At 46.9% G+C, this 19,657-nt stretch carries 22 protein-coding genes and 2 tRNA genes; 9 read left to right on the top strand and 15 right to left on the bottom strand.

Annotated elements, in window-relative coordinates; translation table 11 throughout:
- Positions 1–123: 123 nt before the first annotated feature.
- The 10 genes from GX441_11060 to GX441_11015 form a co-directional block, all read right to left on the bottom strand.
- Positions 124–435 carry a hypothetical protein gene (locus tag GX441_11060; GenBank protein NLI99182.1) on the bottom strand — a complete coding sequence of 104 codons (312 nt, stop codon included), beginning with the start codon at positions 433–435 and terminating at the stop codon, positions 124–126.
- Positions 432–1,631: a cysteine desulfurase gene (locus tag GX441_11055; protein NLI99181.1), complete on the bottom strand. Its 1,200-nt coding sequence runs from the start codon at positions 1,629–1,631 to the stop codon at positions 432–434. Before GX441_11055 ends, GX441_11060 begins: the two co-directional genes overlap by 4 nt.
- Position 1,632: 1 nt before the next feature.
- Complete coding sequence (locus GX441_11050; GenBank protein ID NLI99180.1) at positions 1,633–2,244, bottom strand: hypothetical protein; 612 nt, start codon at positions 2,242–2,244, stop codon at positions 1,633–1,635.
- Between the two features lies 1 nt (position 2,245).
- The gene (locus GX441_11045; protein ID NLI99179.1) at positions 2,246–2,824 is read right to left on the bottom strand and encodes a hypothetical protein; all 579 of its coding nucleotides are present in this window, start codon (positions 2,822–2,824) and stop codon (positions 2,246–2,248) included.
- A gap of 17 nt (positions 2,825–2,841) precedes the next feature.
- Complete coding sequence (locus GX441_11040) at positions 2,842–3,333, bottom strand: hypothetical protein (GenBank protein NLI99178.1); 492 nt, start codon at positions 3,331–3,333, stop codon at positions 2,842–2,844.
- Between the two features lie 23 nt (positions 3,334–3,356).
- Positions 3,357–4,565, bottom strand: a complete 1,209-nt coding sequence (locus GX441_11035; protein ID NLI99177.1) for a response regulator — start codon at positions 4,563–4,565, stop codon at positions 3,357–3,359.
- Between the two features lie 299 nt (positions 4,566–4,864).
- Positions 4,865–5,308, bottom strand: a complete 444-nt coding sequence (locus GX441_11030) for a hypothetical protein (protein NLI99176.1) — start codon at positions 5,306–5,308, stop codon at positions 4,865–4,867.
- A 169-nt stretch (positions 5,309–5,477) separates the two neighbouring features.
- Positions 5,478–6,245, bottom strand: coding sequence for a zinc transporter ZupT (zupT, locus tag GX441_11025; GenBank protein ID NLI99175.1), 768 nt, complete (start codon positions 6,243–6,245; stop codon positions 5,478–5,480).
- 30 nt (positions 6,246–6,275) lie between these two features.
- Positions 6,276–7,052: an exodeoxyribonuclease III gene (gene xth / locus GX441_11020; GenBank protein ID NLI99174.1), complete on the bottom strand. Its 777-nt coding sequence runs from the start codon at positions 7,050–7,052 to the stop codon at positions 6,276–6,278.
- A gap of 3 nt (positions 7,053–7,055) precedes the next feature.
- Positions 7,056–7,532, bottom strand: a complete 477-nt coding sequence (locus GX441_11015; protein ID NLI99173.1) for a GyrI-like domain-containing protein — start codon at positions 7,530–7,532, stop codon at positions 7,056–7,058.
- A gap of 120 nt (positions 7,533–7,652) precedes the next feature.
- Here GX441_11015 and GX441_11010 point away from each other — a divergent pair, with 120 nt between their 5' ends.
- From GX441_11010 to GX441_10990, 5 genes are all read left to right on the top strand, one after another.
- A complete protein-coding gene (locus GX441_11010; protein NLI99172.1) occupies positions 7,653–8,279 on the top strand; it encodes a hypothetical protein in 627 nt (208 codons plus the stop codon).
- On the top strand, positions 8,272–9,063 hold the full coding sequence (locus GX441_11005) for a GNAT family N-acetyltransferase (GenBank protein ID NLI99171.1): 792 nt from the start codon (positions 8,272–8,274) through the stop codon (positions 9,061–9,063). Before GX441_11010 ends, GX441_11005 begins: the two co-directional genes overlap by 8 nt.
- Positions 9,060–9,428 carry a DUF3795 domain-containing protein gene (locus tag GX441_11000; GenBank protein NLI99170.1) on the top strand — a complete coding sequence of 123 codons (369 nt, stop codon included), beginning with the start codon at positions 9,060–9,062 and terminating at the stop codon, positions 9,426–9,428. Before GX441_11005 ends, GX441_11000 begins: the two co-directional genes overlap by 4 nt.
- Before the next feature lie 67 nt (positions 9,429–9,495).
- Complete coding sequence (locus GX441_10995) at positions 9,496–10,341, top strand: hypothetical protein (protein ID NLI99169.1); 846 nt, start codon at positions 9,496–9,498, stop codon at positions 10,339–10,341.
- Between the two features lie 253 nt (positions 10,342–10,594).
- Entirely contained in the window at positions 10,595–10,966 is a 372-nt protein-coding gene (locus GX441_10990; GenBank protein ID NLI99168.1) for a nuclear transport factor 2 family protein, read from the top strand.
- Positions 10,967–11,199: 233 nt separating this feature from the next.
- Here GX441_10990 and GX441_10985 read toward each other — a convergent pair whose 3' ends face one another.
- Positions 11,200–12,039 (bottom strand): hypothetical protein, encoded by an 840-nt coding sequence (locus GX441_10985; GenBank protein ID NLI99167.1) that lies wholly within the window; start codon positions 12,037–12,039, stop codon positions 11,200–11,202.
- Positions 12,040–12,344: 305 nt separating this feature from the next.
- On the bottom strand, positions 12,345–13,688 hold the full coding sequence (locus tag GX441_10980; GenBank protein NLI99166.1) for a T9SS type A sorting domain-containing protein: 1,344 nt from the start codon (positions 13,686–13,688) through the stop codon (positions 12,345–12,347).
- A 327-nt stretch (positions 13,689–14,015) separates the two neighbouring features.
- On the opposite strand from GX441_10980, the gene GX441_10975 reads away from it, so the two are divergent.
- The 4 genes from GX441_10975 to GX441_10960 all read left to right on the top strand — a co-directional run bounded on the left by GX441_10975 (position 14,016) and on the right by GX441_10960 (position 17,313).
- Positions 14,016–14,089: transfer RNA gene (locus GX441_10975), tRNA-Lys, on the top strand.
- A gap of 20 nt (positions 14,090–14,109) precedes the next feature.
- Positions 14,110–14,397 carry a hypothetical protein gene (locus GX441_10970; GenBank protein ID NLI99165.1) on the top strand — a complete coding sequence of 96 codons (288 nt, stop codon included), beginning with the start codon at positions 14,110–14,112 and terminating at the stop codon, positions 14,395–14,397.
- 31 nt (positions 14,398–14,428) lie between these two features.
- Positions 14,429–17,188 carry a S8 family serine peptidase gene (locus tag GX441_10965; GenBank protein NLI99164.1) on the top strand — a complete coding sequence of 920 codons (2,760 nt, stop codon included), beginning with the start codon at positions 14,429–14,431 and terminating at the stop codon, positions 17,186–17,188.
- Between the two features lie 53 nt (positions 17,189–17,241).
- A tRNA-Asn gene (locus tag GX441_10960) sits at positions 17,242–17,313 on the top strand.
- Between the two features lie 63 nt (positions 17,314–17,376).
- Here the strand turns inward: GX441_10960 and GX441_10955 are convergent.
- The 3 genes from GX441_10955 to GX441_10945 all read right to left on the bottom strand — a co-directional run bounded on the left by GX441_10955 (position 17,377) and on the right by GX441_10945 (position 19,570).
- Positions 17,377–17,775, bottom strand: coding sequence for a hypothetical protein (locus GX441_10955; protein NLI99163.1), 399 nt, complete (start codon positions 17,773–17,775; stop codon positions 17,377–17,379).
- Between the two features lie 74 nt (positions 17,776–17,849).
- Positions 17,850–18,263 (bottom strand): nickel-responsive transcriptional regulator NikR, encoded by a 414-nt coding sequence (gene nikR, locus GX441_10950; protein ID NLI99162.1) that lies wholly within the window; start codon positions 18,261–18,263, stop codon positions 17,850–17,852.
- Positions 18,264–18,349: 86 nt separating this feature from the next.
- The gene (locus GX441_10945) at positions 18,350–19,570 is read right to left on the bottom strand and encodes a putative DNA modification/repair radical SAM protein (protein NLI99161.1); all 1,221 of its coding nucleotides are present in this window, start codon (positions 19,568–19,570) and stop codon (positions 18,350–18,352) included.
- Between the last annotated feature and the right edge of the window lie 87 nt (positions 19,571–19,657).

Genomic DNA, 19,657 nt, shown 5'->3' with positions numbered 1-19,657 from the left:
GCAGGGTTTTGATTATACTCATAGCAGTTCCTCCTGTAACGCGTTAATGATGATTCATTTGAAGTGAGCGTCAATAGGTATAATTACTGATAACCCAAGATAAGGTGCAGTATGGATGATTTTTCATTTGTCAGAAAGGTTTAGAATCCTCAGCAATATTTTGAATGCCTGTTCATGCGTATCGGGTGTAACTCCCAGCAGAAGTAACCTACCCTCCTCATAGATAGTTACTTTGGTATCGGCATAGATAAATTGAACAGCCAGGTTGCTTCCCTTTACAGATGTAAAAAGCAAGAGTCTGTCTTTTAGCTTTATCATGTCCAATTTCTGTTCTTCGGATGGAAATAGTTCATAGTCACCTTTTTCTCCGTAACTGCAAAGATTGGTGCTGTAGTAAGTAGTTTGGCGACCTTCAATTGTAATGATCTTCTTCATTTAATTGCGGAGATGACCTCGGAAGTAATTTCAATAAAACGCTCTGCTTCTTCTATGGTATTGTAGAAGGCTACGGAGGCGCGTATGGTTCCTTCTTTAGCTCCTATGGCTTGTACGAAAGGGATTGCACAATGAAATCCTGAACGAAGCATGATATTGCCAAGATTATCGTATGCAACGGCAGCCTGGTGCGGCGAAACGCCTTTAATATTAAAGGAGACTATTCCTACATTTTCTTCCAGAGTGTTGTTGTACAAGAGAATATTCTTGTTCGATGATAGCTCGTTAATAATAAACCGGTAAAGATTTTGAATCTTTCTTTCAATGTTATCCAAGCCTATGTTTTCAACAAACTTGACTGCCTGATTAAAACCGAGTATGCCAGGTATATTAAGTGTTCCTGGCTCAAAATCATAAGGATGTTCCCTTAGAAAAAATTGATTTCCAGAAATTTCCTTGACAGTTCCTCCGCCAAGAAAAGCGGGCGAGAGATGCTTTTCAGCGCCTTTTTTTATATAAAGCACTCCGACGCCAGGAGGACCACACATCTTGTGGGCAGAGAAAGCCGCGAAATCACAACCTACTTCCCTTGCATCGAATTTTCTGTGACCAACTATTTGGGCTGCATCAATTAATACGAGTGCTCCATTGGTATGAGCTAAATCAGACATTTCTTTCGCCTTCAGTATTGTTCCGAGTACGTTTGATGCAGCCGTGAATGCAAACATCTTCGATTTATTCTTCAAGTATTTATCAAGGAGATCAATATCGATTCCCCCCTCTTCATTAACAGGCAATACGTCAACCTTGACTTCTTTATTCTTTTCCAATAATTTCCACGGGAGAAGATTCGAATGATGCTCTATTTGAGTAATCAAAACACGGTCTTCTGGTTTTAAGTCAAGCGACAGGGCAAGCTTATTAATGGAATCGGTGGTATTAAAAGTAAAGACAATTTCTTCCGGTGAGGCATTTATGAATGAAGCCACGTTTTCGCGGGCTTCTTCAAGTTTCATACTGAGTTCAAAGGCAAGCCTGTAGGCGCCCCTCCCCGCATTGACCCCGAATTTCTCGTAATAACTGACGACCTCGTCGATTACCGGTTTAGGTGTCAACGAGGTCGCCGCATTATCAAAGTATATTTTTTTTCCGTCTGAAAGCGCAGGGAAGAAACTTCGCAGACGTTTTATGTTCACCCTATCTTAAATCGAACTTCTTTGAATGAGGTTCACCAATGAATTTGCAGAGAGACCCTTTTACAGCCGCACATTCTGTTTCGGTCCCTGCATGGCTGTGGACTTCGCCTTTGAAAAGCAAGTCGGCATAACCTCCTGCAACGCCGGTCCACATATAGCATATTGGCCTATCGGATTTGCCGAAGCGCTTTTTCCAGGCGTCTACGTAATACGAATGATCCACGGTGAATTCGACTTTCTCGTTTGCTTCGTCAACCTTGAATTCTGATATCTTGCCCCAGCCCAGACAATTCGTTATTGCAACAAGACCGGCAAACCTGTCATGAACGGACTTTATCTCGGGTTCAATAAGGCCTTTCCACTCTTGGGAGGCCATTATACCACCAAAAGTGGCATTGGCGCACCATTGGGCTGCATCTATTAAAACTTTTTCGGCAAGATTCAAAGCCTTGGGGCCAAGAAAATCGATGAAATCTATCTCTCTGCCTACGAGAAAATCGACCGAATTGTTTGCAAGAATCACTCCGAATCTGCGAAGGATTCCGGTTTCCTTATCGCCAACAAGCCCGAGACCGGCAACGGCTTCTCTAATCTGATCTGCATTAATAGGCATTTTACTTTACCTCCGCCTTAAAATTGCATACGGAGTCTCCCTTTGAACGGCATTCCATCTCAGTAACTTTATAGGTTCCAGCAGGTTTTCCATAAACAATAGAGAGAACTCCGGCTATAAAACCGCACATGTCATAACATACAGGATCAGTGCGCTGCTTCCAATTCCAGCGAGTTTGGTTTTCCAACCATCCTTCAGCCAGATATGAAGATGGCGAAGAAAACTCCCCTCCTTTATCGCTTATTCGGGATGCATTAAGCGCTCCGTAACCAAGAAGTTTCCCTATCTCAACAAGTGTGGTAAACTTGTCTTCGGGTGAGAGTGCATCGAATTGGGGTTTAATCTCAGAAACCAGAAAATCAGAAAACATCTGAAGCGTGGCTTTTTCTGCGGACGCAACAAGAAGCTTGTAGGAGTCTGCCACGCCTATAACGTCTTCAAGACCTTTTATAATTCGGGTATTGAATTTATCGCAATGAAAGGCAACTTCATGATTTCCTATTCTGATGCGAGAGTGTTCTGCGTCAATCATGAAAGTCTTTAGATAGGATTCTAATATTGCTGCATTTGGCTGAGCCATGATTTCTCCTTAGGTAATTATATTGTAACCACGCTGCAGCGGCAGCGAAAACCTGGTGCGTGCTGAATCATTTTATACTTGGATTTTGCTCGAGTTACCTTCTGAACAGCAGCAACAGAAAGACTGCATCGCATGCACGGCAACTCTTCTTTGTCCATGACGCCCTGAGAGATGAGATCTGCAAGAACAGAACCACAAGCTTCGGCATAATTGCAGTCAGTATATGTTGCCTCAAAACCTTCAGCAGTAGCAGAAATCTCAGTGTGATCAGACTTATATAATCCAAGTTCGGTCTCCACACTAGCCCAGGCTGAAGCTGCGGACACTGCGTCTTTACCCTGAACTGTTTTGGATGTCTTTGTAAGCATATGTTCAAAAGCGACTTCTGCAAACGAGCGAACAAACGCTTTAAGTTGTTGCGGCCCTAAAATATAACCCGTAGCCCTGTAGGCGCCATCGAATAATGTATTGGCCAGCAACTCTGTTAAAGGATCAAGAGATGATGTCATTTAGGCCTCCTGTTCCAAGGCGATTAAAGTGTTATACCCATTGCTTTGTTGATTCGTTCACGAGCCGTACGAACAGTCATAAACAAAGCGCCAAGGGTTACTGATTGATCGGTTCGAGCCACAAGAACATAACCTGCTGAACCTCCGACTGAAACAGAGTATATGTAGCCTGTATCAGCTTTAATAAGCACTTCCTGAAATCCCTGAAGACCTAGCTGGTCAGTATTGCGGCGGGCCAATCCCAATAACGCTAAGGATGCTACGGCTACCCTTTCTGCAGCTCCTTCCTGCATCTGAATAGAGGTATATCTTGCAACGGGTAGGCCTTCGTTATCGACGAGAAGCGAAAGACTAAGGCCGGGAGTGTTGTCAGCCAGATCCTTCAAGGCCGAGTTTATTTCTTCTATCATAGAGGGCATAGACTGCCTCCTTTGCGGCTTGTTTGCGTCAGCCCTATCCTCCTTACTTAAGTCTCTCGTTTTTTTTGCCGGAGAGGGTTTAGCGACTGACTTTGCTTTTTCATCCTCGATCCTTGCACCTTCAAGAAGCAAGGCGTCGACAGTTGTGTTTATAGTTTGTTTTATTTCTGAATCGTAGTTATCCGCTTTGAATCTGCCGGCTTTCCACGATTGAATCTCGTAGAAAGCCTCTGCGCCGATATTGTTTTTTGTCTCTGCATGGACGATGCGGCCCTTCTTGAAATATATATATCCTTTCTCATCGCCCTTCTGAATCTCGATTAGCAATGATTTTTGTTGTTGAGCGTATACCTGGACAAGATCCTCAAAGGTTAACTCTACCGGACCCAGAAGGCCTTCGTTGTTAACAGTTAAGGCTTTGCGCAAAAGTTCAAGAAAACGTTCAGAAGTAAAAGGCTTAACGATATAGTTTATTGCGCCAAGGCGATAGGCCTCTTCTTGCGACTCACGAGATGGAAATCCGGTAAAGACAAGAATCTTCTGATGCGGTTTAATCTCCCTGACTTTTCTGATTAGCTCCACCCCATCCATTCCAGGCATGTTTAGATCTGTTACAAGCAGGTTGAAATCTTTTGAAGATAATATGGAAAGAGCTTGTGGAGCGGTAGAGGCGACCTCCACTTCAAAACCGCGCTTCGAAAGGAAAAGGGACATTGTTTTTGCAAAAATCTCTTCATCATCTACAAGTAAGATACAGGGCTTTTCTGAGATAGCAACTCCCGATTTCAAACCCTTATCATCCGTTTTAACCATGGTGCTTGTCATGCGTAAAACCCTCTGAAACATCAGAAAACATCTTAAACTCTCCTGTTCAACGATTACTTAACCATGATAATAATAATAATACGGAATTAAACCTAGTCAATAGGTAAAATGTCTGATATCGAGTCTTGAGAATAATCAGATTACATTACGCATTGGAGTCCTTTTCACTCAAACCCGCTTGCAACAATACGTGCAGGGTAGTCCGCTTGTAAACAACTCCAAGTTTTCAAAAGAACACTCGATTGCCCAAGAAGAATATATGACAATCGATTCCTTGTTGTTTTAATCTACCTTAACGCTTTACCAAAAATGATATTTTGGTTGAAATTTGTTGAAGGACTTATATTAGCCATAGCCATTGTAAGCTTATTGCATGTTTCGTGCACCGCCATAAACAAGGCGCCTAATGAGATGCTCAAGTCCGTCTTTGCTACGAAGGTACTTTCTTTAATGCCTTTTACCCTTATTCCATATACATACCCGTTTTCAGTTCTCACGAGCACGCCTTTTAATCCATGTAAATCAAGGTATGTGGAAGTTTTCTCGGCAGTACTCAAAAGGTTCAGAGCAGAAATCGCGGCTTTGTCAATCTGGTTTGCTGACACCTCAGATGCCGGGTAAAGATATAGCGGAAGTCCCTCCTCACCCAGAAGCATTCCTAATGTTACGCCAGGCGTTCCGTCAATAAGTTCCCTCAATATCATATGGATGTTTTCGAGCGTAATATTCACAGTACACCACCTATTATGTCTTTAAAATCTTAAGCTTGTTTATTTTTTACGCTCGGCCCACTTCTCAGTCTGCTTCAAAAAATGTAATTTATGAGACAGTATATATATTGTTTATAGCTTGTCAAGTCCTTCTTAGAGGGAATGAGCATATTTGTCAGATATGAATATGTTAAACTTTCTGCAGTAAAAGCAATGAGAATGCCATTATCAGCATTCCGACGATGATTCCTGTTATTGCGAGATGATCGTACCCATACTTCTTTGAAGCAGGTATTAATTCGTCAACCGAGATGAAAACCATAATCCCTGCTACGGCAGACAAAACAGCGCCCAGCACCTTCTCATTGAGAAATGGCAGGAGAATGAGAGCGGCAAGAGCAGCCCCAGCGGGTTCGGCAACGCCTGAAAGGAATGACCACCAGAAGGCTTTAGATCTTGAGCCGGTGGCGGCATAGACGGGCGCTGAGACGGCAAGGCCTTCAGGAATGTTGTGGATTGCCACTGCGACCGCTATCGATACGCCAAGCCTGAGATTTTGCAATGCGCCGGCGAACGCCGCCAGCCCTTCGGGCAGATTGTGGATGCCTATACCGAACGCTACAAGAAGCCCAGTACGCATTAGCCTCGATTTTTCTCTCTCTCCTTTATTCGGTTGTTCAGCCATGTAGGAGTGGGGTACGAGAACGTCCAAAACAAACATAAGACCCATTCCGGAAAAGAACGCGGCTAAACCCCAGAACATTCCGAGATTGTTTATTCCTTTCGGAAGAAGCTCGACGAATGAGACAAGTATCATCACGCCTGCCGAGAAACCAAGGGTAAACGTGAGAAAACGGGGACCGGGTTTTCGAACAAAAATACCGATAATGCTGCCGATTGTCGTGGCGAGACCTGAGAGCGCGGATAAAAGAAGGGCAACGAGTATCTGGTTGTTCATCCTGCGATTAGACGAAATCCCTTAAGTAAATCAAACATCGAGCTCAATTCCTACCGGGCAGTGATCGGAGCCTTGCACGTCCGAAAGGATGGACGCGGATTTGAGATTCGATATAAGTTCATTGGAAATAAAGAAGTAGTCGAGCCTCCAGCCCACGTTGCGGTCTCGGGCATGGAAGCGCGGGTCCCACCATGTGTATGCGTCGCGTCTGTCAGGATAGAAATGCCTGAACGTGTCGACGTAGCCAAAGGAGACGAACTTGTCCATCCACTCCCGTTCGATGGGCATGAAGCCGGTATGATTGACGTTATCCTTCGGCCTCGCGATATCAATCTCCTTGTGGCAGGTGTTCAGGTCGCCGCATATCACTACCCCTCTCCCCTCTTTGCGAAACCCCTCCGCAACCTCAAGCATTCGGTCAGAGTATTCAAGCTTGAAGGGTACACGATGGTTTTCGGCGCCGCCGTTAGGAATGTAGACGTTGAACAGAACGAACTCGGGATAATGCAGTATTATCAAGCGTCCCTCGCCCGCGAAGCGTTCGATACCGAGGTCATATTCGACTCTATCAGGGATTCGCTTCGTGAAAACCGCTGTGCCCGCATAGCCCTTGCGTTCGGCGCTCGACCAGTATGTGATATAACCATGGGGTGAGAGAAGTTCGTCTTTTATCTGCCCGGCCTGCGCCTTGGTCTCCTGAATGCCAAGAATGTCGGGTTGAGTCTTCTTGAACCAGTCAAGAAACCCCTTACGCTCGGCTGCCCGGATTCCGTTGACGTTCCACGAAAGAAGCGTTAACCTTGACATCCCTTATTTTTCCTTGATCGGCATGTAGATGTCGAACTCGGTTTCGAGATCGGGTCCTCCCCCTTCAAAGCCCGTAACACCAAGGCATTCCTCGAGGTATTGATATGGACCGAAGTCATACTCGCTGTTCTTTATCCATTCCGCCATACTTTTCCATGAGTCAGTGATTGAACTCAGTTTTGTACGAAGAACAGCATACTGCCCTCCCGGGAAATCCTTGATTTGCACGTCTCCACCGGGCTCCACATCGACTTCGACGGTAATCCACTGCTCGTAACCATATTCCGGTTTGTCCGGTGTCGGTTCCGGATTGTTGAATCCGAACAGACGAAAGTCTTCCGTATCGTCAAGCATTCCTTTTTCTTTAGCCCACGAAAGAAGTTTATTCCACGCTTCCGCCTCCGGACTCGTTCCGAATCCTTTTGCATAAGCGACCCGCATGGGTCCCAGCCGGACAATTCTTATATCTGAATCCTGCATAGATTCCTCCTTAGCCGTTTTATGCTATCATACCTTGCATCAGTCCTCTTGTCAAGGATCGGTATGAGGCGCTTGACAATTCAAGTAGAGTAGCTATCCTCAGTCTCAAGGAGAGTGAAAATGAGTCTTACTCCTGATCTTGAAAACAAAAAAGCGGATATAAAAAAGCTCGCTCAGAAAGCGTTGTATGACAACAGATTTGTCGACGAACTTCTCGAAGGAATCTTATCAAAAAAGGATGTTATCCGTTCAAACAGCTTCAATACTCTTATGATGTTATCCGAAATGGATGCCGAAAGGCTCTACCATAAATGGAATCTGTTTTCTGAATTGCTTGATAGTGAGAATACCTATCATAAATACATTGCGGTTTATCTCATCGTCAATCTTCTATCTGCCGACAAGGACAAACGTTTTGATGAGATATTTCCCAGATTCTATGCGCTTCTTGAGGACAGCATCGTAGTCGCCGGGCACGTGGCAGCGCTCTCCGCAAGGATAATCCATGCAAGACCGGAGCTGGAGCCCAGAATAACAGAGAAACTACTTGATATAGATAAGACTTCTCAAAAACACAAGTATCTTTTGAAGGCAGGAGCCATAGATTCATTTGATTCTTATTTCGAAGGTGCAAAGGATAAAGAAGGAATACTTCGTTTTGTCCGGCAAGCGCTCGCTGGCGATAGCCCGAAAACACGGAAAAAAGCAAAGGAATTTCTGAAGAAATGGGATAAGCAGGATGCCTGACTATGAAATAGTGGATGTGACTGCTGACAATCTCGGGCAATACGATCTTTTCTGCCAGAAATCAAAGGCGAAAGAAAAAGGATACAAGGAGAAGGTCGGCTGGTTCAGGGAAAGATCCAAAGAAGGTCTGAAAATTAAGCTCCTGATGGTGGATGAGGGCAAGAAAGACCTTGTATCACGCGGCTTCATCGAGTATACACCTGCTGAACACGGCTGGAGGGTGGTGGATGCTCCCGGATACATGCTCATCCACTGCATCTGGGTTGTGGGAAAGCATAAGAAAAAGGGATACGGAGCCAGGCTCCTGAAAGCCTGCATCAAAGATGCCGAGGAAGCAGGCAAGAAAGGCGTTACTGTTATTGCAAGCGACGCAAACTGGCTGCCGGGCAAAAAGATTTTCATAAATCACGGATTCGAGATTGTTGATAAGGCGCCTGCAGTTTTCGATCTTTTGGTTAAAAGATTTACACCCTCCCCACCCTCCCCCGCACCCTCATTTCCTGCAGACTGGGAGGCAAGGCTCAAGCGTTATCCGAAGGGTTTGACGATTCTCAGAACTAGACAGTGCCCGTATACGGAGGATGCGACCGGCATAGCTCTTAAGACCGCAAAGGAGAGAAATATAGAAGCGCGTGCCGTCGAACTTGCAACATCAAAAGACGTGCAAACGCTTTCACCTTCTGCCTACGGGGTTTTTTCGATTGTATACAACGGAAACCTTCTGAGCTACCACTACCTGCTTGAGAAAGATCTAGCGGCGCGCCTTGACGAGTTTGGAAAATGAACACCATTACAGTCGGATACTGCGGGATATGCTGCGGAACTTGCGTGCACGCGACTGTTGACAGGGAAGGGTGTTCCGGATGCCGTAACCGAGGCGGCGCAAAAGACTGCTACCAACGCTCATGCTGCGTGGCTAAAGGAATCGAGGGCTGCTGGCAGTGCGAGGACTTTCCATGCTCTAACGGCTTCTTCGGAGATGATGCATGGAAGGGATTCTGCATCGGATGCTCGGAAATCATCAAAGAGTTAGGCATTCATAAATATTTCAAGCTTGTAAGAGAAAAACTGGGTGAATGCGTCGAAATAAGCAACTACAGATTCAAAACTGCTCAGGATATTGCGACCATTCTTCGAGGAAATTTATAATCAAAGGAAAAAATATTGGGTTTTTTGTCTGCAATCTTTCTGTAAAGACTTAAAGGAGGATTTTATAATGGCTTTCGAGTTACCAGAAGCTCTGAATATCGCAAACCAAATGGATAAGGAGTTGAAGGGCAAGAAGATCAAACATGCGATAATAGACGAGAAGGAATCCGCAAGCCAGCTCCGGATGAAGATGATAAACTTACAACCTAAAGAGTTTACGTCAACGCTGGAGGGCAGAACTTTCAAATCTATCCATTCGCAAGGCAAAGGAATATACGTTGATCTCGGCAATGATCTCAATCTCATATTTGGCCTTGAGACTTCAGGCAAGCTGCTTTTTCACAAAAACATAGCTACGATTCCGGACAAGTGGAACGTCCGTATCGATTTTACGGATTCGACCGCTCTCTCCTACCGCATAATTGCGTGGGGGTGGTGCCAAGTTCTTACTACCGAAAAACTTATCGCTCACCGATGGCTTGGCAAGGAGGAGGTTTCTCTCGTGGACGACAAGGCCTTTACCTTTCAGGTCTTCTCGAACTATCTTGACAAGTACGCTTCTAAGCCTATAAAATTCATACTCATACGACAAGGCGAGGCGCTCTCCGGCATCGGCAACGGCTACCTGCAGGACATACTCTTCAAAGCAAAAATCCACCCCAAACGCAAGGCGCGCGACATTGCCGAGGATGAACGCAAGAACCTGCATTCCATCATCAAACAGACACTTAAAGACGCGTTAAAACTCGGCGGACGCGATTCCGAGGTCGATTTATACGATAAGCCCGGTAAGTATAAGATAATATTAGACAAACGAATGATTGGCAAGCCGTGCCCTGAGTGCGGAACGACTATCGAGAAGTCAAATATCCTTGGTTCAACATGTTACGTGTGTCCGATCTGTCAAAAGTGATATGCCCCCAAAAAGAATGCTGGAATCATTCTTTAGGTGACCCCATGAGCCTGGATTCAAGAAACAAGGCCTCTTTTTATGGACAGAAGTTGGTCAAAAGATGGTCAAAAATAGGACAAAATTTGAGTGGGAGAAGTCAAGATTGAAGAAACAATGCCTCATTTCGAGAATAGAAATGGAGTCAAGTTTGACTCTTTGAAGTCATGTTTAATTGTAAACGCCGGGTCTAATTTCGTGATTGTGAAGCCAGTGCATGAATAAAAAGAAAGAACACGATCCGAGACAAACGATTCTTGAATTCGTGGATGCTATAAACCGGAAGGACGTTTCCGCACTTGACGATATGATGAGTGTCGATCACGTCTTTATCGATTACGCAGGCGGGAGAACTCAGGGCAGGGAGAGGATGCTCGAAGGTTGGAAGGAGTATTTCAGGCTCTATCCCGATTACAAGATTCACGTGCACAAGGTTTTCATCTCCGGCTCTGATGCTGCCCTTATCGGCTCTGTAATGGGCTCGCACCTCACACCTGAGGAAGAATCAAGTACGACCTTCGTCTGGACAGCGCGAATCGCGGATGGCCTCGTCGCCGAGTGGCGAATTTACAAGGAGCCAGAGAAATAAGTGTCATTGCGAGGTTGCATCGTGCAACCGTGGCAATCTATTACCGAAGGGAATGCTCCTTGTGGAGTAGAATTCAGGGTTCCCGCGCGGGTACGAAGTAGACGCGTGAGATTTATTTATCGCCCCATCTTCCTTGCGATGAGCGTCACGAGCGAACCAAGAAACACATAGCCCATAACAATCTCAGCAACCATTAGAAATAAAACGGGCCGACCTGAAGGTCGGCCACTACGTTAAGAAAATTTGAAGTCGATTGTATTCAAACCACGCTTTGTTGCTTGCCTCACTTCGTCTAATGGCGACCGGGGTTTTTTTCCATCGTAATAATACCTTCCTGCACTGGCGTACCTTTGAACTGATGGAACAAGTTTGAATAGACTTCCAGCAGACCAAATTCGAGCGGAATCTGTCGAATGTGGGTGATGTAGAACCAATTCGGGAGAAAAGCTTTTCGCCATCTCCCTTATACTCTTCTTGCAATCCTTTTTCCAACCGCCAGGTGACGCCCTCCCATCGACAAACATACGGAAATCAAAGCATCCCAGCAGCATTATTCGCCCAATGTCGTTAGAGTGGATGAAGTGAGTGCGCAAATCCGTTATTCTTACCAAGCCTCTTTGTTGGCCGCAAGTAGGATAGGATTTTCCCGTCCAATGCCGAAGCGTGGTTGAAAGACCAGCCAAGAGAACAAGCTCTATATGCCGATTGCTTCTCTCATCTTGAGAGTCGAATCCCAAGGTAATATAATCGGACACTTTCGTCAACTCCTTGTTAAGGGAACCTTCGAGGAAAGCCTTTGCGGCTTTATCGGCTTCCGCTATGAGCTGTTCGACTACTTCAGGCGGCGGTTCTGTAGCGTCTGGGATGTCTCGTTGAGTTATGTCTTCTGGCCAATCGAAGTTTATGAAGCCTCCGCAAGTGATTATGAATTTCACGCGATCCGTTCCGGCAGGCCAATTTGCGGAGACTTGCCTAAGGAGATTCTCAGCTTCTTTGCGGTTGCCTTCCCACTTCCCCTTGATAATTACTCTAGCTAAAAATGGATCAGGCTCTGAAATTACATCGACCTTCATTAACACTCCTACGTTTGGTGCTTGAAGAAAACCCGAAAGAGACGCGCACACTTTCGGGTCAGGGAGTTTGGAATTTTTTTAGCTTTACACCCTCTGGAAGGTGTTACGGGTGTTGCCATGTGCGATTTTAATGTGGATTATGGGAGCTGTCAAGAGTCCCCCCGCCCCCTACCCCCTCCATCAGGGAAATGGAATTAGATATCCCCCTCACCCTTAATCCCTCTCCCATCGGGAGAGGGAAACTCTGGAAGAGCATGATGAGGGCAGGGCGACTTTCGCCGCCCTGCGGACGAAAACAATTTTCTTTACTTTATTATGGTCACCTTTGCATTCTTAACGGCTGTGCCGTCATCGAGTCTCACATAGTAGACGCCCGCTGAAACCTTGCGCCCTGCATCGTCCGTACAGTCCCATGAGAGGGTGTGGTTGCCTGCGCCCGCTTGACCGCTTTCAAGCGTCTTCACTTGTCTGCCTGATACGTCAAACACGGAGAGCGTAACGCTGGCTTGTTTCAGAAGCTGGTAGTGAATGTTTACTGTGCCTGTAGAGCCAACGTCTTCAACGGATAGATTCGTTTCAGAAGACGACTGCACCTGGTGGGTTTCCTCCCCGTTCTGCGACGAAGGAAGGCTTAAAGTCGAGAGTCCTAGCAGTTTCTGGGAAACCTCCAGTCTCTGCATCTTTGCAGTGACCGCTTTGTAGTCCTGCTTCTGTTCCTTGCCTTTCACGCGTGCGATAGCTATCCAATTGAAGGTTGCGTTTTCGTCGCCGAACCCTGATGCGGCGGTGAAGCCCTTAACCGAAACGTCCTTGACGTAAATAAGACTGGCAGAACCCTCTGGTGTTACTATGACCTTTATTGGTATTTCCTTTGAGATCACCTGCGGGTAAGGCTCCTCGAATTCAATACTTACGGCGCCGTTCACAAGCTTAGCACGTCCGGATATGGTGTACTCCGGATACGGAGCCTCTGTTGCTGACATGGTCACCCAGCTGCCGTCGTCGAGCTTAATGACGTTGTCCTTGTCGCCTGAAACGTAGAGGTCGCCTGAGATATTGACATCGCCGATGAAGTTGCCCGCATATTCGCTGCCACGGGCGTTTAAACCGATTCCAGGCAAACCTATATGGACTTCTTCCGTTCCAGCGCCCTTGAAATGGCCGGCCATAGCGTTTTCTGCCAGATACGCATAAGTGCCGCTTGAGTGGGAAAAATGACCTGCAAAGGAATTTGTTCCCGTTCCGTACGCATAGATTCCTCTTGTCGGATCGCCCAGAATAGCAGTGTTGCCGTTTGCGTTGCGGGCGTAAGCGCCATAGTTCCAGGTGCCGAGATATCCGTAGTTACCTGAAGAATGCCTGCCGTAAACCCCGTAGTTCGAAGAACCCAGGAACCCGTAAGTGTTTGAAGAGCCGTATTTCCCGAAAACCCCGTACGAATCACTGCCCAGCAATCCATAGTTTCCGGATGACTCGCACTCACCGTAGGCGCCGTAAGAAGTATGCCCCAGGTAACCGAAGTTAGAGGTTACGGTCGCTGTACCTTTGACTCCCCAAGGCGACCCTGAGCCCTCAAGCTGTTCGGCGAAGACGTTCACGCTTGTAAGCATCAGAGCAAAGAAAAAGACGAGTTTTTTTAGGGTTGACATTGAGCCTCCTATAGGTTGTTTATAGCAAGACAGACAACACCGTCCTTAAGCCCGGATGCTTGGGCAGGTAGCTCTCCTCCCTGTCTTACCGATATTTCTGTATCTATCGATGTATTTTTGTCAATACAAATTGTGGGAAAAAATATTCCCTGTTTTCTTCGGACCCAATAATGGTGTCCCCGCAAAAAACTTGTTGTTTTTGTGGGGTGTACTGCGGTGTTATTTCCTTTAGAGGGAACCGGAGGTTCCAGGTAAATATGAAAATGCCCCTCAAGGGTACGGGTTGTTGACAAGCCTTTGCATCCCGCGTAGAATTAAACCTTAACCGCCCGGCTAGCTCAATTAGGCAGAGCGGCGGATTCTTAATCCGTAGGTTATAGGTTCGATTCCTATGCCGGGTATTTTTCAAAAAGGAGGAGTCATGAATCAAGAGATGAACTTCGACGAAAGAAAAAGGGTTCGCTTCGAAGCGACCATCGATATCCTGTACCTTCTTAATCTCACTTTCCTTTATGTCTACTCAGTTGTTAGTCCCATATTCGGCATCATCATTGCCATAATCTTGAAATCCGGTTCCCTTTCGGAGCGCGCAAAGAAAGTGGGAAACACATGCCTCATTATCTCTCTCATCTGTCTAGGTGTATGGGTTGTACTTTTTATACTTATAATAGTCATTGCCGCACTTGTCGGCACAATGGCCGGGTTATAAAAAAACTTCAAACCTGTAAAGGGGGTATGCAATGAAGAGCATTATATCTATCGCTTTATTTGTATCATTGGGCATTGCTGCGGAGCCTTACTGGGTCTATTTCAAGGATAAGATTCAGAATACTGCACCGGGGATCATGCGGGTGCTGCCCGAAACTGGGATGCGCAGAACGGCGTCGGCACTTGGCTTTCAGTACGCCGAGGAGGACCTGCCGCTCAATCCTTTGTACATAAGACTTCTTGAGATTTCAGGCGCCAGGATTCGAACCCGCTCGCGTTGGCTTAACGCAGTAAGCGTTGAAACTGATAGCTTGCTTCTGCCCGGTCTCAGGAACATGTCGTTCGTTCGCTCTCTGGAGCCGGTTGCTTGTACCCAATTGAATATAAGTCAGCCGGATGATACAAAAATCCAGAAAAAGGAATCGATAGACTCGGCATTCTTCGGTCCTACATATCATCAGCTTGCGCTCCTGAATATACCTGCCGTTCACAACCTAGGCATATTCGGGAACGGCGTTAAAATAGGTTTCCTTGATACAGGGCTTCACAAAAAACATCCGGTGTTCAACACCTTGAAGCTCGGAGCCGAGCACGATTTCATAACGGGCGACGACATTGTGGTCTGGAGTGAAAGCGAAGGAAGTTATGAATCATTCATCCACAACTACGAAATAGTTCAGCAGCCGGAGATTCACGGGCAATGGCTTTTATTCATATCCGATTCGACGCCCGAGAATTCTCAATCCGCAAGGGTACTATTCGCATCAAGACGCACGTCTTCGGGATGGTCAGACCCGATTCCCCTTACCCCCGCCGTACTCTCAGACAGGCAGGGCGTTGTTCGTTCATACGCGGCATCCGGGGATTCTTCGCTGGTTTTATTGTGGGAGGCAGGCTCGGCTGGATCAGATTACGGCTTGACTGCGAGGGATTTAAGGTGGGCAGTGCTAAACTATGAAGGACAAGCCTTCGGCAAGAGCCTGCTGGATACCGACTCAAGAAACCCATTTATCCTCACAAGAAACGATACGACTTTTCTTTTTTACGTCAAGAACGACGGAAACGTGTACTTCAACAAGGCAGTGAGAACGGGGACCAGTCTTGCCTGGCAGCTAAGCCTCCAAGTAATATCGCCCGGCGGCATACTCGACCAGCCAAAGGCTTCTCTTTCAGGAGATACGATTATTGTATCCGCCCTTGATTTAACTCAAGGAAGACTTTTCCTTGCAAGAAGCCTGAATGCCGGAGCCAGTTTCACCGCTATCTCCTCGCCTGCAAGCGGTAGAGTCGTCGCCTTTGATATGGTGAACAACAACCTTTTGTGTGCGGAGATATCGTCCGGCGAATACAACCTTGTTTCTTACGAAACTGACGGAGCCGGGACCTCCTGGACATCCTACAAGCATCCGGTGCCGTTTGCAGTTATTGACAACGTGGACCTCATTGATGATGAAGGCGCTCTCAAGGCTGTTTTTGAATCAGCCGGTCAGGTATTTATGACGAAAAGAAATTCACAAGCGAACTGGGATGCTCCCTCTCCCCTTTCTCCTGACGGATTCTCCAATCTGCCTTCCGCTTTTTCGAATAGCGGCAATCTCGAGATCGTTTGGCTGGAAAGAGGCGACGGTGATACGGACTATGACCCTCTGGAGGATGGAATTGACGTGAATAATTATACCCATCCCGCTCATGGCTCAAGGACGGCTGCTCTGGCAGTCGGATACCAGGGCTCAAGATACATAGGCGCATCGCCTGCTGCAGAGCTTTACGTAGCCAAGACCGAAAAGCACGTCAACAAGTACGGTCTTACCTACGAGATTCAATCGGAGGAGGATATCTGGATAGAAGGTCTTGAATGGCTCGAGCGCGAAGGCGTAGATATTGTAAATTCATCCCTCGCTTATGGAGAGTGGTATGAATACAGCGAGAGAAACGGCTTGACATCACCGGCATCGCGGGCCGCAACGATGGCTGCCGAAAGGGGCGTTCTTGTAGTAAATGCGGCCGGTAATGTAAAAAGTGCATCCCCTTATATTATTCCTCCTGCCGATGCAAAGGGCATTCTGACTGTGGGCGGCGTCGATACGCTTGGTTCATGGTGGCCGCAGACCCCTTCCAGTATGGGGAGCGCGGTAGGTCCCACCTCTGACGGACGTCTTAAGCCCGAACTCGTCGCGCCGGCAAGCGGAGTATACGTCATAAACATAGACGACTCGCTCAGCTTGTATTTTTACAACTCCGGCACTTCTTATGCCGCTCCTCTGATATCCGGAACCGCAGCCCTGATGCTCGAGGCGCACCCCGAGTACAGAGGAAATCCCGACACTATAATCTCGCTTCTTGAGCGGAGCGCCACGATGTACGCTAGTCCTAACGACACTCTCGGCTACGGCATTCCCGACGCATATAGGGCTATCGAGCCTTTGCCTGATACGGCAGACACCTTTTCTCGAAACGAATTTCTTGCTCCCTATCCTAATCCTTTCTACGCCGCAGCCTCGGCAAGAGTTTACTTTCCATTCAGGTTGAACAAGGCGTCCACCTTCGTGAAAATAAGGATATATACATTGAACGGCGAGCTCGTTATCGAAAAGGAACTGGAGCCTCTCGAACCCAACGACTTCAAAGAGATAGGCGTAGGCGTTTACACAACTCAGACAGAACTGGATAACATGGGCGCCTTCTGGGACGGGTTGACTCCGAAGGGGATGCCCGCCGCTTCAGGGCTCTACCTTGCCGTTCTTCACACATCAACGGACGCACACACGGCGAAGTTCGTATTGCTGAGATGAGCCAATTCTTGACACGAGTTTTTTCCTGGCTATACTCCAGGCTTATTGGAAATTCCTCGGTAGCTCAGCGGTAGAGCGGGTGGCTGTTAACCACTAGGTCGGGGGTTCAAATCCCTCCCGAGGAGCTTAGCTTATTTAAGAAAAGGCCCCCTGCGGGGGCCTTAATAATTTTTAGAATTACGAAAGGATTATCCCTTTCCGGCTTTAATCCTCTCTAATAAAGATTGAAAGACCTTGAGATGTCTTGGCTCAGAAATCCACACGGACATTCCTGTATAACATTCGTGAGTCATGCGCCAGGTCGTTTCCCAGAAGTTGTAGCGGTACACGTCGAAGGTTTCCTCTTCGCGAAGAAGAAGGCCAGCTGCAGGTGCAAAAGAGATGCGCAGGTAAGGGAAAGAGGCATAGAGAGACATTATGATGCGGCTGTCGGAGATGTAGTGTATCCCGAGTTTATCGGCTCTGATCTCGCCGATTCGCTCACCCAGGATATCTTTTATCATGTCTGTAGCCTTGGTAAGGAGATCTGGGTTCTCCATACGGCTTGCCCATAAATCGTGGGTCTTTTTGTCAACTGTTGATTGCATACCATAGGATAGTCAAAAATATATACGTGTCAAGTGTAACTAGAATGTTACATGCGACGTAAAAGTTTGTATGGTTAGTGGTGTTTTTTGAGCGGAGAAAGCATTAGCTGGCCGTGAAGGACACCCTTTGACGCAAGGATTTGATCGGATAGCCTTTTCAGTTCTTCGGCCGTACCCTTAGCTACTATTACCTCCATGCACTGGTGTTCATCAATATGTATATGAAGGGATGAGATTATTTCACCCAGCTTCGAATGACCTATACTTACAAGTCTTCTCGAAATATCCTTATGCTCGTGCTCGTAAACAAACGAGATTACTCCTATCGAGGACGTTGCAGGGTCGTATTCAATCTTCTCTAAAAGGCACTGCCTGACAAGGTCCCTGAACGCCTCTGAACGATTCGGATACCCCTTCTTTTCAATTGAATAATCAAACTGTTTAAGAAGGTCTTTTTCCATGGAAACGCCAAAACGTACAAGATTCATTTATGCTCCTTATCAAATTTCAAGCTTCGTGCTACAATTTGTCTGATTGTAGCACGAAGCAGCGACAAGTCAAGAGCCGTGATTTTTTACGGTAAGTTGGGAAGGGGCGCCTCTGTTATCTTTCCGAAAACTATCTTCTCAGGCTGCCAGATCTCCTTTTGCGTGTATCGAGAGCTTGCAAGACGGCCATTAAGCAATAGATACCCTGAGGAGATTCTTGTGCGCATTCCGAGGTTTGCAAGCTCCTCAATGCTCCTGAACTTGTGATATCTCCGTATCTTCAAGACTTTTCTGATGGTTTTGGGACCTAGTCCGGGAACCCTTAAGAGAGCGTGTTCTGGGGCTGTATTTATCTCCAGAGGAAAAAACTCGGGGTGAGCGTCCGCCCATATCGTTTTCGGATCTTTAGACAAAGGCAGATTGCCTTCCTGGGTCAATCCCACCTCTTCTGGCTTGAAACCGTATCTGCGAAAAAGGAAATCGGTCTGGTACAGCCTGTGTTCCCTTAATAATGGCGTAGGTTTTCTTGAATCGAACGGCGTGCCTTCTGCAGGCTGGAATGCGCTGAAGAAGACCCTTGAGAGGTTCAGCTTGCCGTAAAGAGTATTGGTTATTCCGAGAATCTCTGCATCCGATTCGCCTGCGGCGCCCACTATGAACTGGGTGGTCTGTCCCCTTGGCGGAATACCTTTAATTCCTTCGTTGAACTTCGTTATAAGCTTGTGCATAACGAGTATCTGCTTAAACAAATCCTCGGCATACCTCTTATCCGGCGCGATTAAGGAAAGACGCTCTGGCGAAGGCGCCTCAAGGTTCACGCTTACTCTTGTTGCTAGCTGTACAGCCCGCTCAATCTGGTCCATCCTCGATCCAGGAAGCACCTTGAGGTGAACATAACCAGGAAAGCGGTATCGAAACCGCAAAAGCTCGACTGTAGCCAGCATCTTGTCCATCATCCGCTGCGCGTTCCCAAGGATTGCAGAAGAGAGAAATAATCCCTCAACAAGTCTTTTGACAAGCATTTCAATAAACAACCGTGCAAGTTCTTCAGGTTCGAAGGATAATACAGGCTGGTCGTTCCCCTTCCTTGCTACGCAGTAAAGGCAGTTGTTTTCGCACCTGTTTGCCATCAGAACCTTGAAAAGAAGAATAGTCTTGCCGTCAGGCATTGCAGCAGGATATACCCAGCGGTCCATGTGGCCCTTCTGACGGTGCGCCTTCGGGTCGTTCTTTGGGTTCAGACAGGCGCCGCAGAGATCGAACTGCGCCGCCGTACCAAGTGTTTCGAGCTTGCGTTCGGTATTCACAAGTTTACTTTAATCAAAATTTCGAGTTTGTCAAGCCCCATACCCGTAACACCCGTATCTCTACTAAGTATTCCTATACGTAGCGTC

It is taken from the genome of bacterium, from assembly GCA_012517375.1.
Classification (GTDB): Bacteria; Hydrothermota; Tepidihabitantia; order B3-TA06; family B3-TA06; genus JAAYVC01.
The sequence above is the reverse complement of the archived record's forward strand: the minus strand, read 5'-3'. Positions and strand labels throughout refer to the sequence as shown.

What these genes read in the sequence shown, in the direction of transcription:
- GX441_10955 (NLI99163.1), bottom strand. Translation starts at nt 17,775, where the DNA reads ATGCAATCAACAGTTGACAAAAAGACCCACGATTTATGGGCAAGCCGT.
- GX441_10995 (NLI99169.1), top strand. Translation starts at nt 9,496, where the DNA reads ATGGCTTTCGAGTTACCAGAAGCTCTGAATATCGCAAACCAAATGGAT.
- GX441_10990 (NLI99168.1), top strand. Translation starts at nt 10,595, where the DNA reads ATGAATAAAAAGAAAGAACACGATCCGAGACAAACGATTCTTGAATTC.
- GX441_10985 (NLI99167.1), bottom strand. Translation starts at nt 12,039, where the DNA reads ATGAAGGTCGATGTAATTTCAGAGCCTGATCCATTTTTAGCTAGAGTA.
- GX441_11015 (NLI99173.1), bottom strand. Translation starts at nt 7,532, where the DNA reads ATGCAGGATTCAGATATAAGAATTGTCCGGCTGGGACCCATGCGGGTC.
- GX441_10980 (NLI99166.1), bottom strand. Translation starts at nt 13,688, where the DNA reads ATGTCAACCCTAAAAAAACTCGTCTTTTTCTTTGCTCTGATGCTTACA.
- GX441_11000 (NLI99170.1), top strand. Translation starts at nt 9,060, where the DNA reads ATGAACACCATTACAGTCGGATACTGCGGGATATGCTGCGGAACTTGC.
- GX441_11010 (NLI99172.1), top strand. Translation starts at nt 7,653, where the DNA reads ATGAGTCTTACTCCTGATCTTGAAAACAAAAAAGCGGATATAAAAAAG.
- GX441_11050 (NLI99180.1), bottom strand. Translation starts at nt 2,244, where the DNA reads ATGCCTATTAATGCAGATCAGATTAGAGAAGCCGTTGCCGGTCTCGGG.
- GX441_11045 (NLI99179.1), bottom strand. Translation starts at nt 2,824, where the DNA reads ATGGCTCAGCCAAATGCAGCAATATTAGAATCCTATCTAAAGACTTTC.
- GX441_10970 (NLI99165.1), top strand. Translation starts at nt 14,110, where the DNA reads ATGAATCAAGAGATGAACTTCGACGAAAGAAAAAGGGTTCGCTTCGAA.
- zupT (NLI99175.1), bottom strand. Translation starts at nt 6,245, where the DNA reads ATGAACAACCAGATACTCGTTGCCCTTCTTTTATCCGCGCTCTCAGGT.
- GX441_11035 (NLI99177.1), bottom strand. Translation starts at nt 4,565, where the DNA reads ATGGTTAAAACGGATGATAAGGGTTTGAAATCGGGAGTTGCTATCTCA.
- GX441_11040 (NLI99178.1), bottom strand. Translation starts at nt 3,333, where the DNA reads ATGACATCATCTCTTGATCCTTTAACAGAGTTGCTGGCCAATACATTA.
- GX441_10965 (NLI99164.1), top strand. Translation starts at nt 14,429, where the DNA reads ATGAAGAGCATTATATCTATCGCTTTATTTGTATCATTGGGCATTGCT.
- xth (NLI99174.1), bottom strand. Translation starts at nt 7,052, where the DNA reads ATGTCAAGGTTAACGCTTCTTTCGTGGAACGTCAACGGAATCCGGGCA.
- GX441_11060 (NLI99182.1), bottom strand. Translation starts at nt 435, where the DNA reads ATGAAGAAGATCATTACAATTGAAGGTCGCCAAACTACTTACTACAGC.
- GX441_11005 (NLI99171.1), top strand. Translation starts at nt 8,272, where the DNA reads ATGCCTGACTATGAAATAGTGGATGTGACTGCTGACAATCTCGGGCAA.
- nikR (NLI99162.1), bottom strand. Translation starts at nt 18,263, where the DNA reads ATGAATCTTGTACGTTTTGGCGTTTCCATGGAAAAAGACCTTCTTAAA.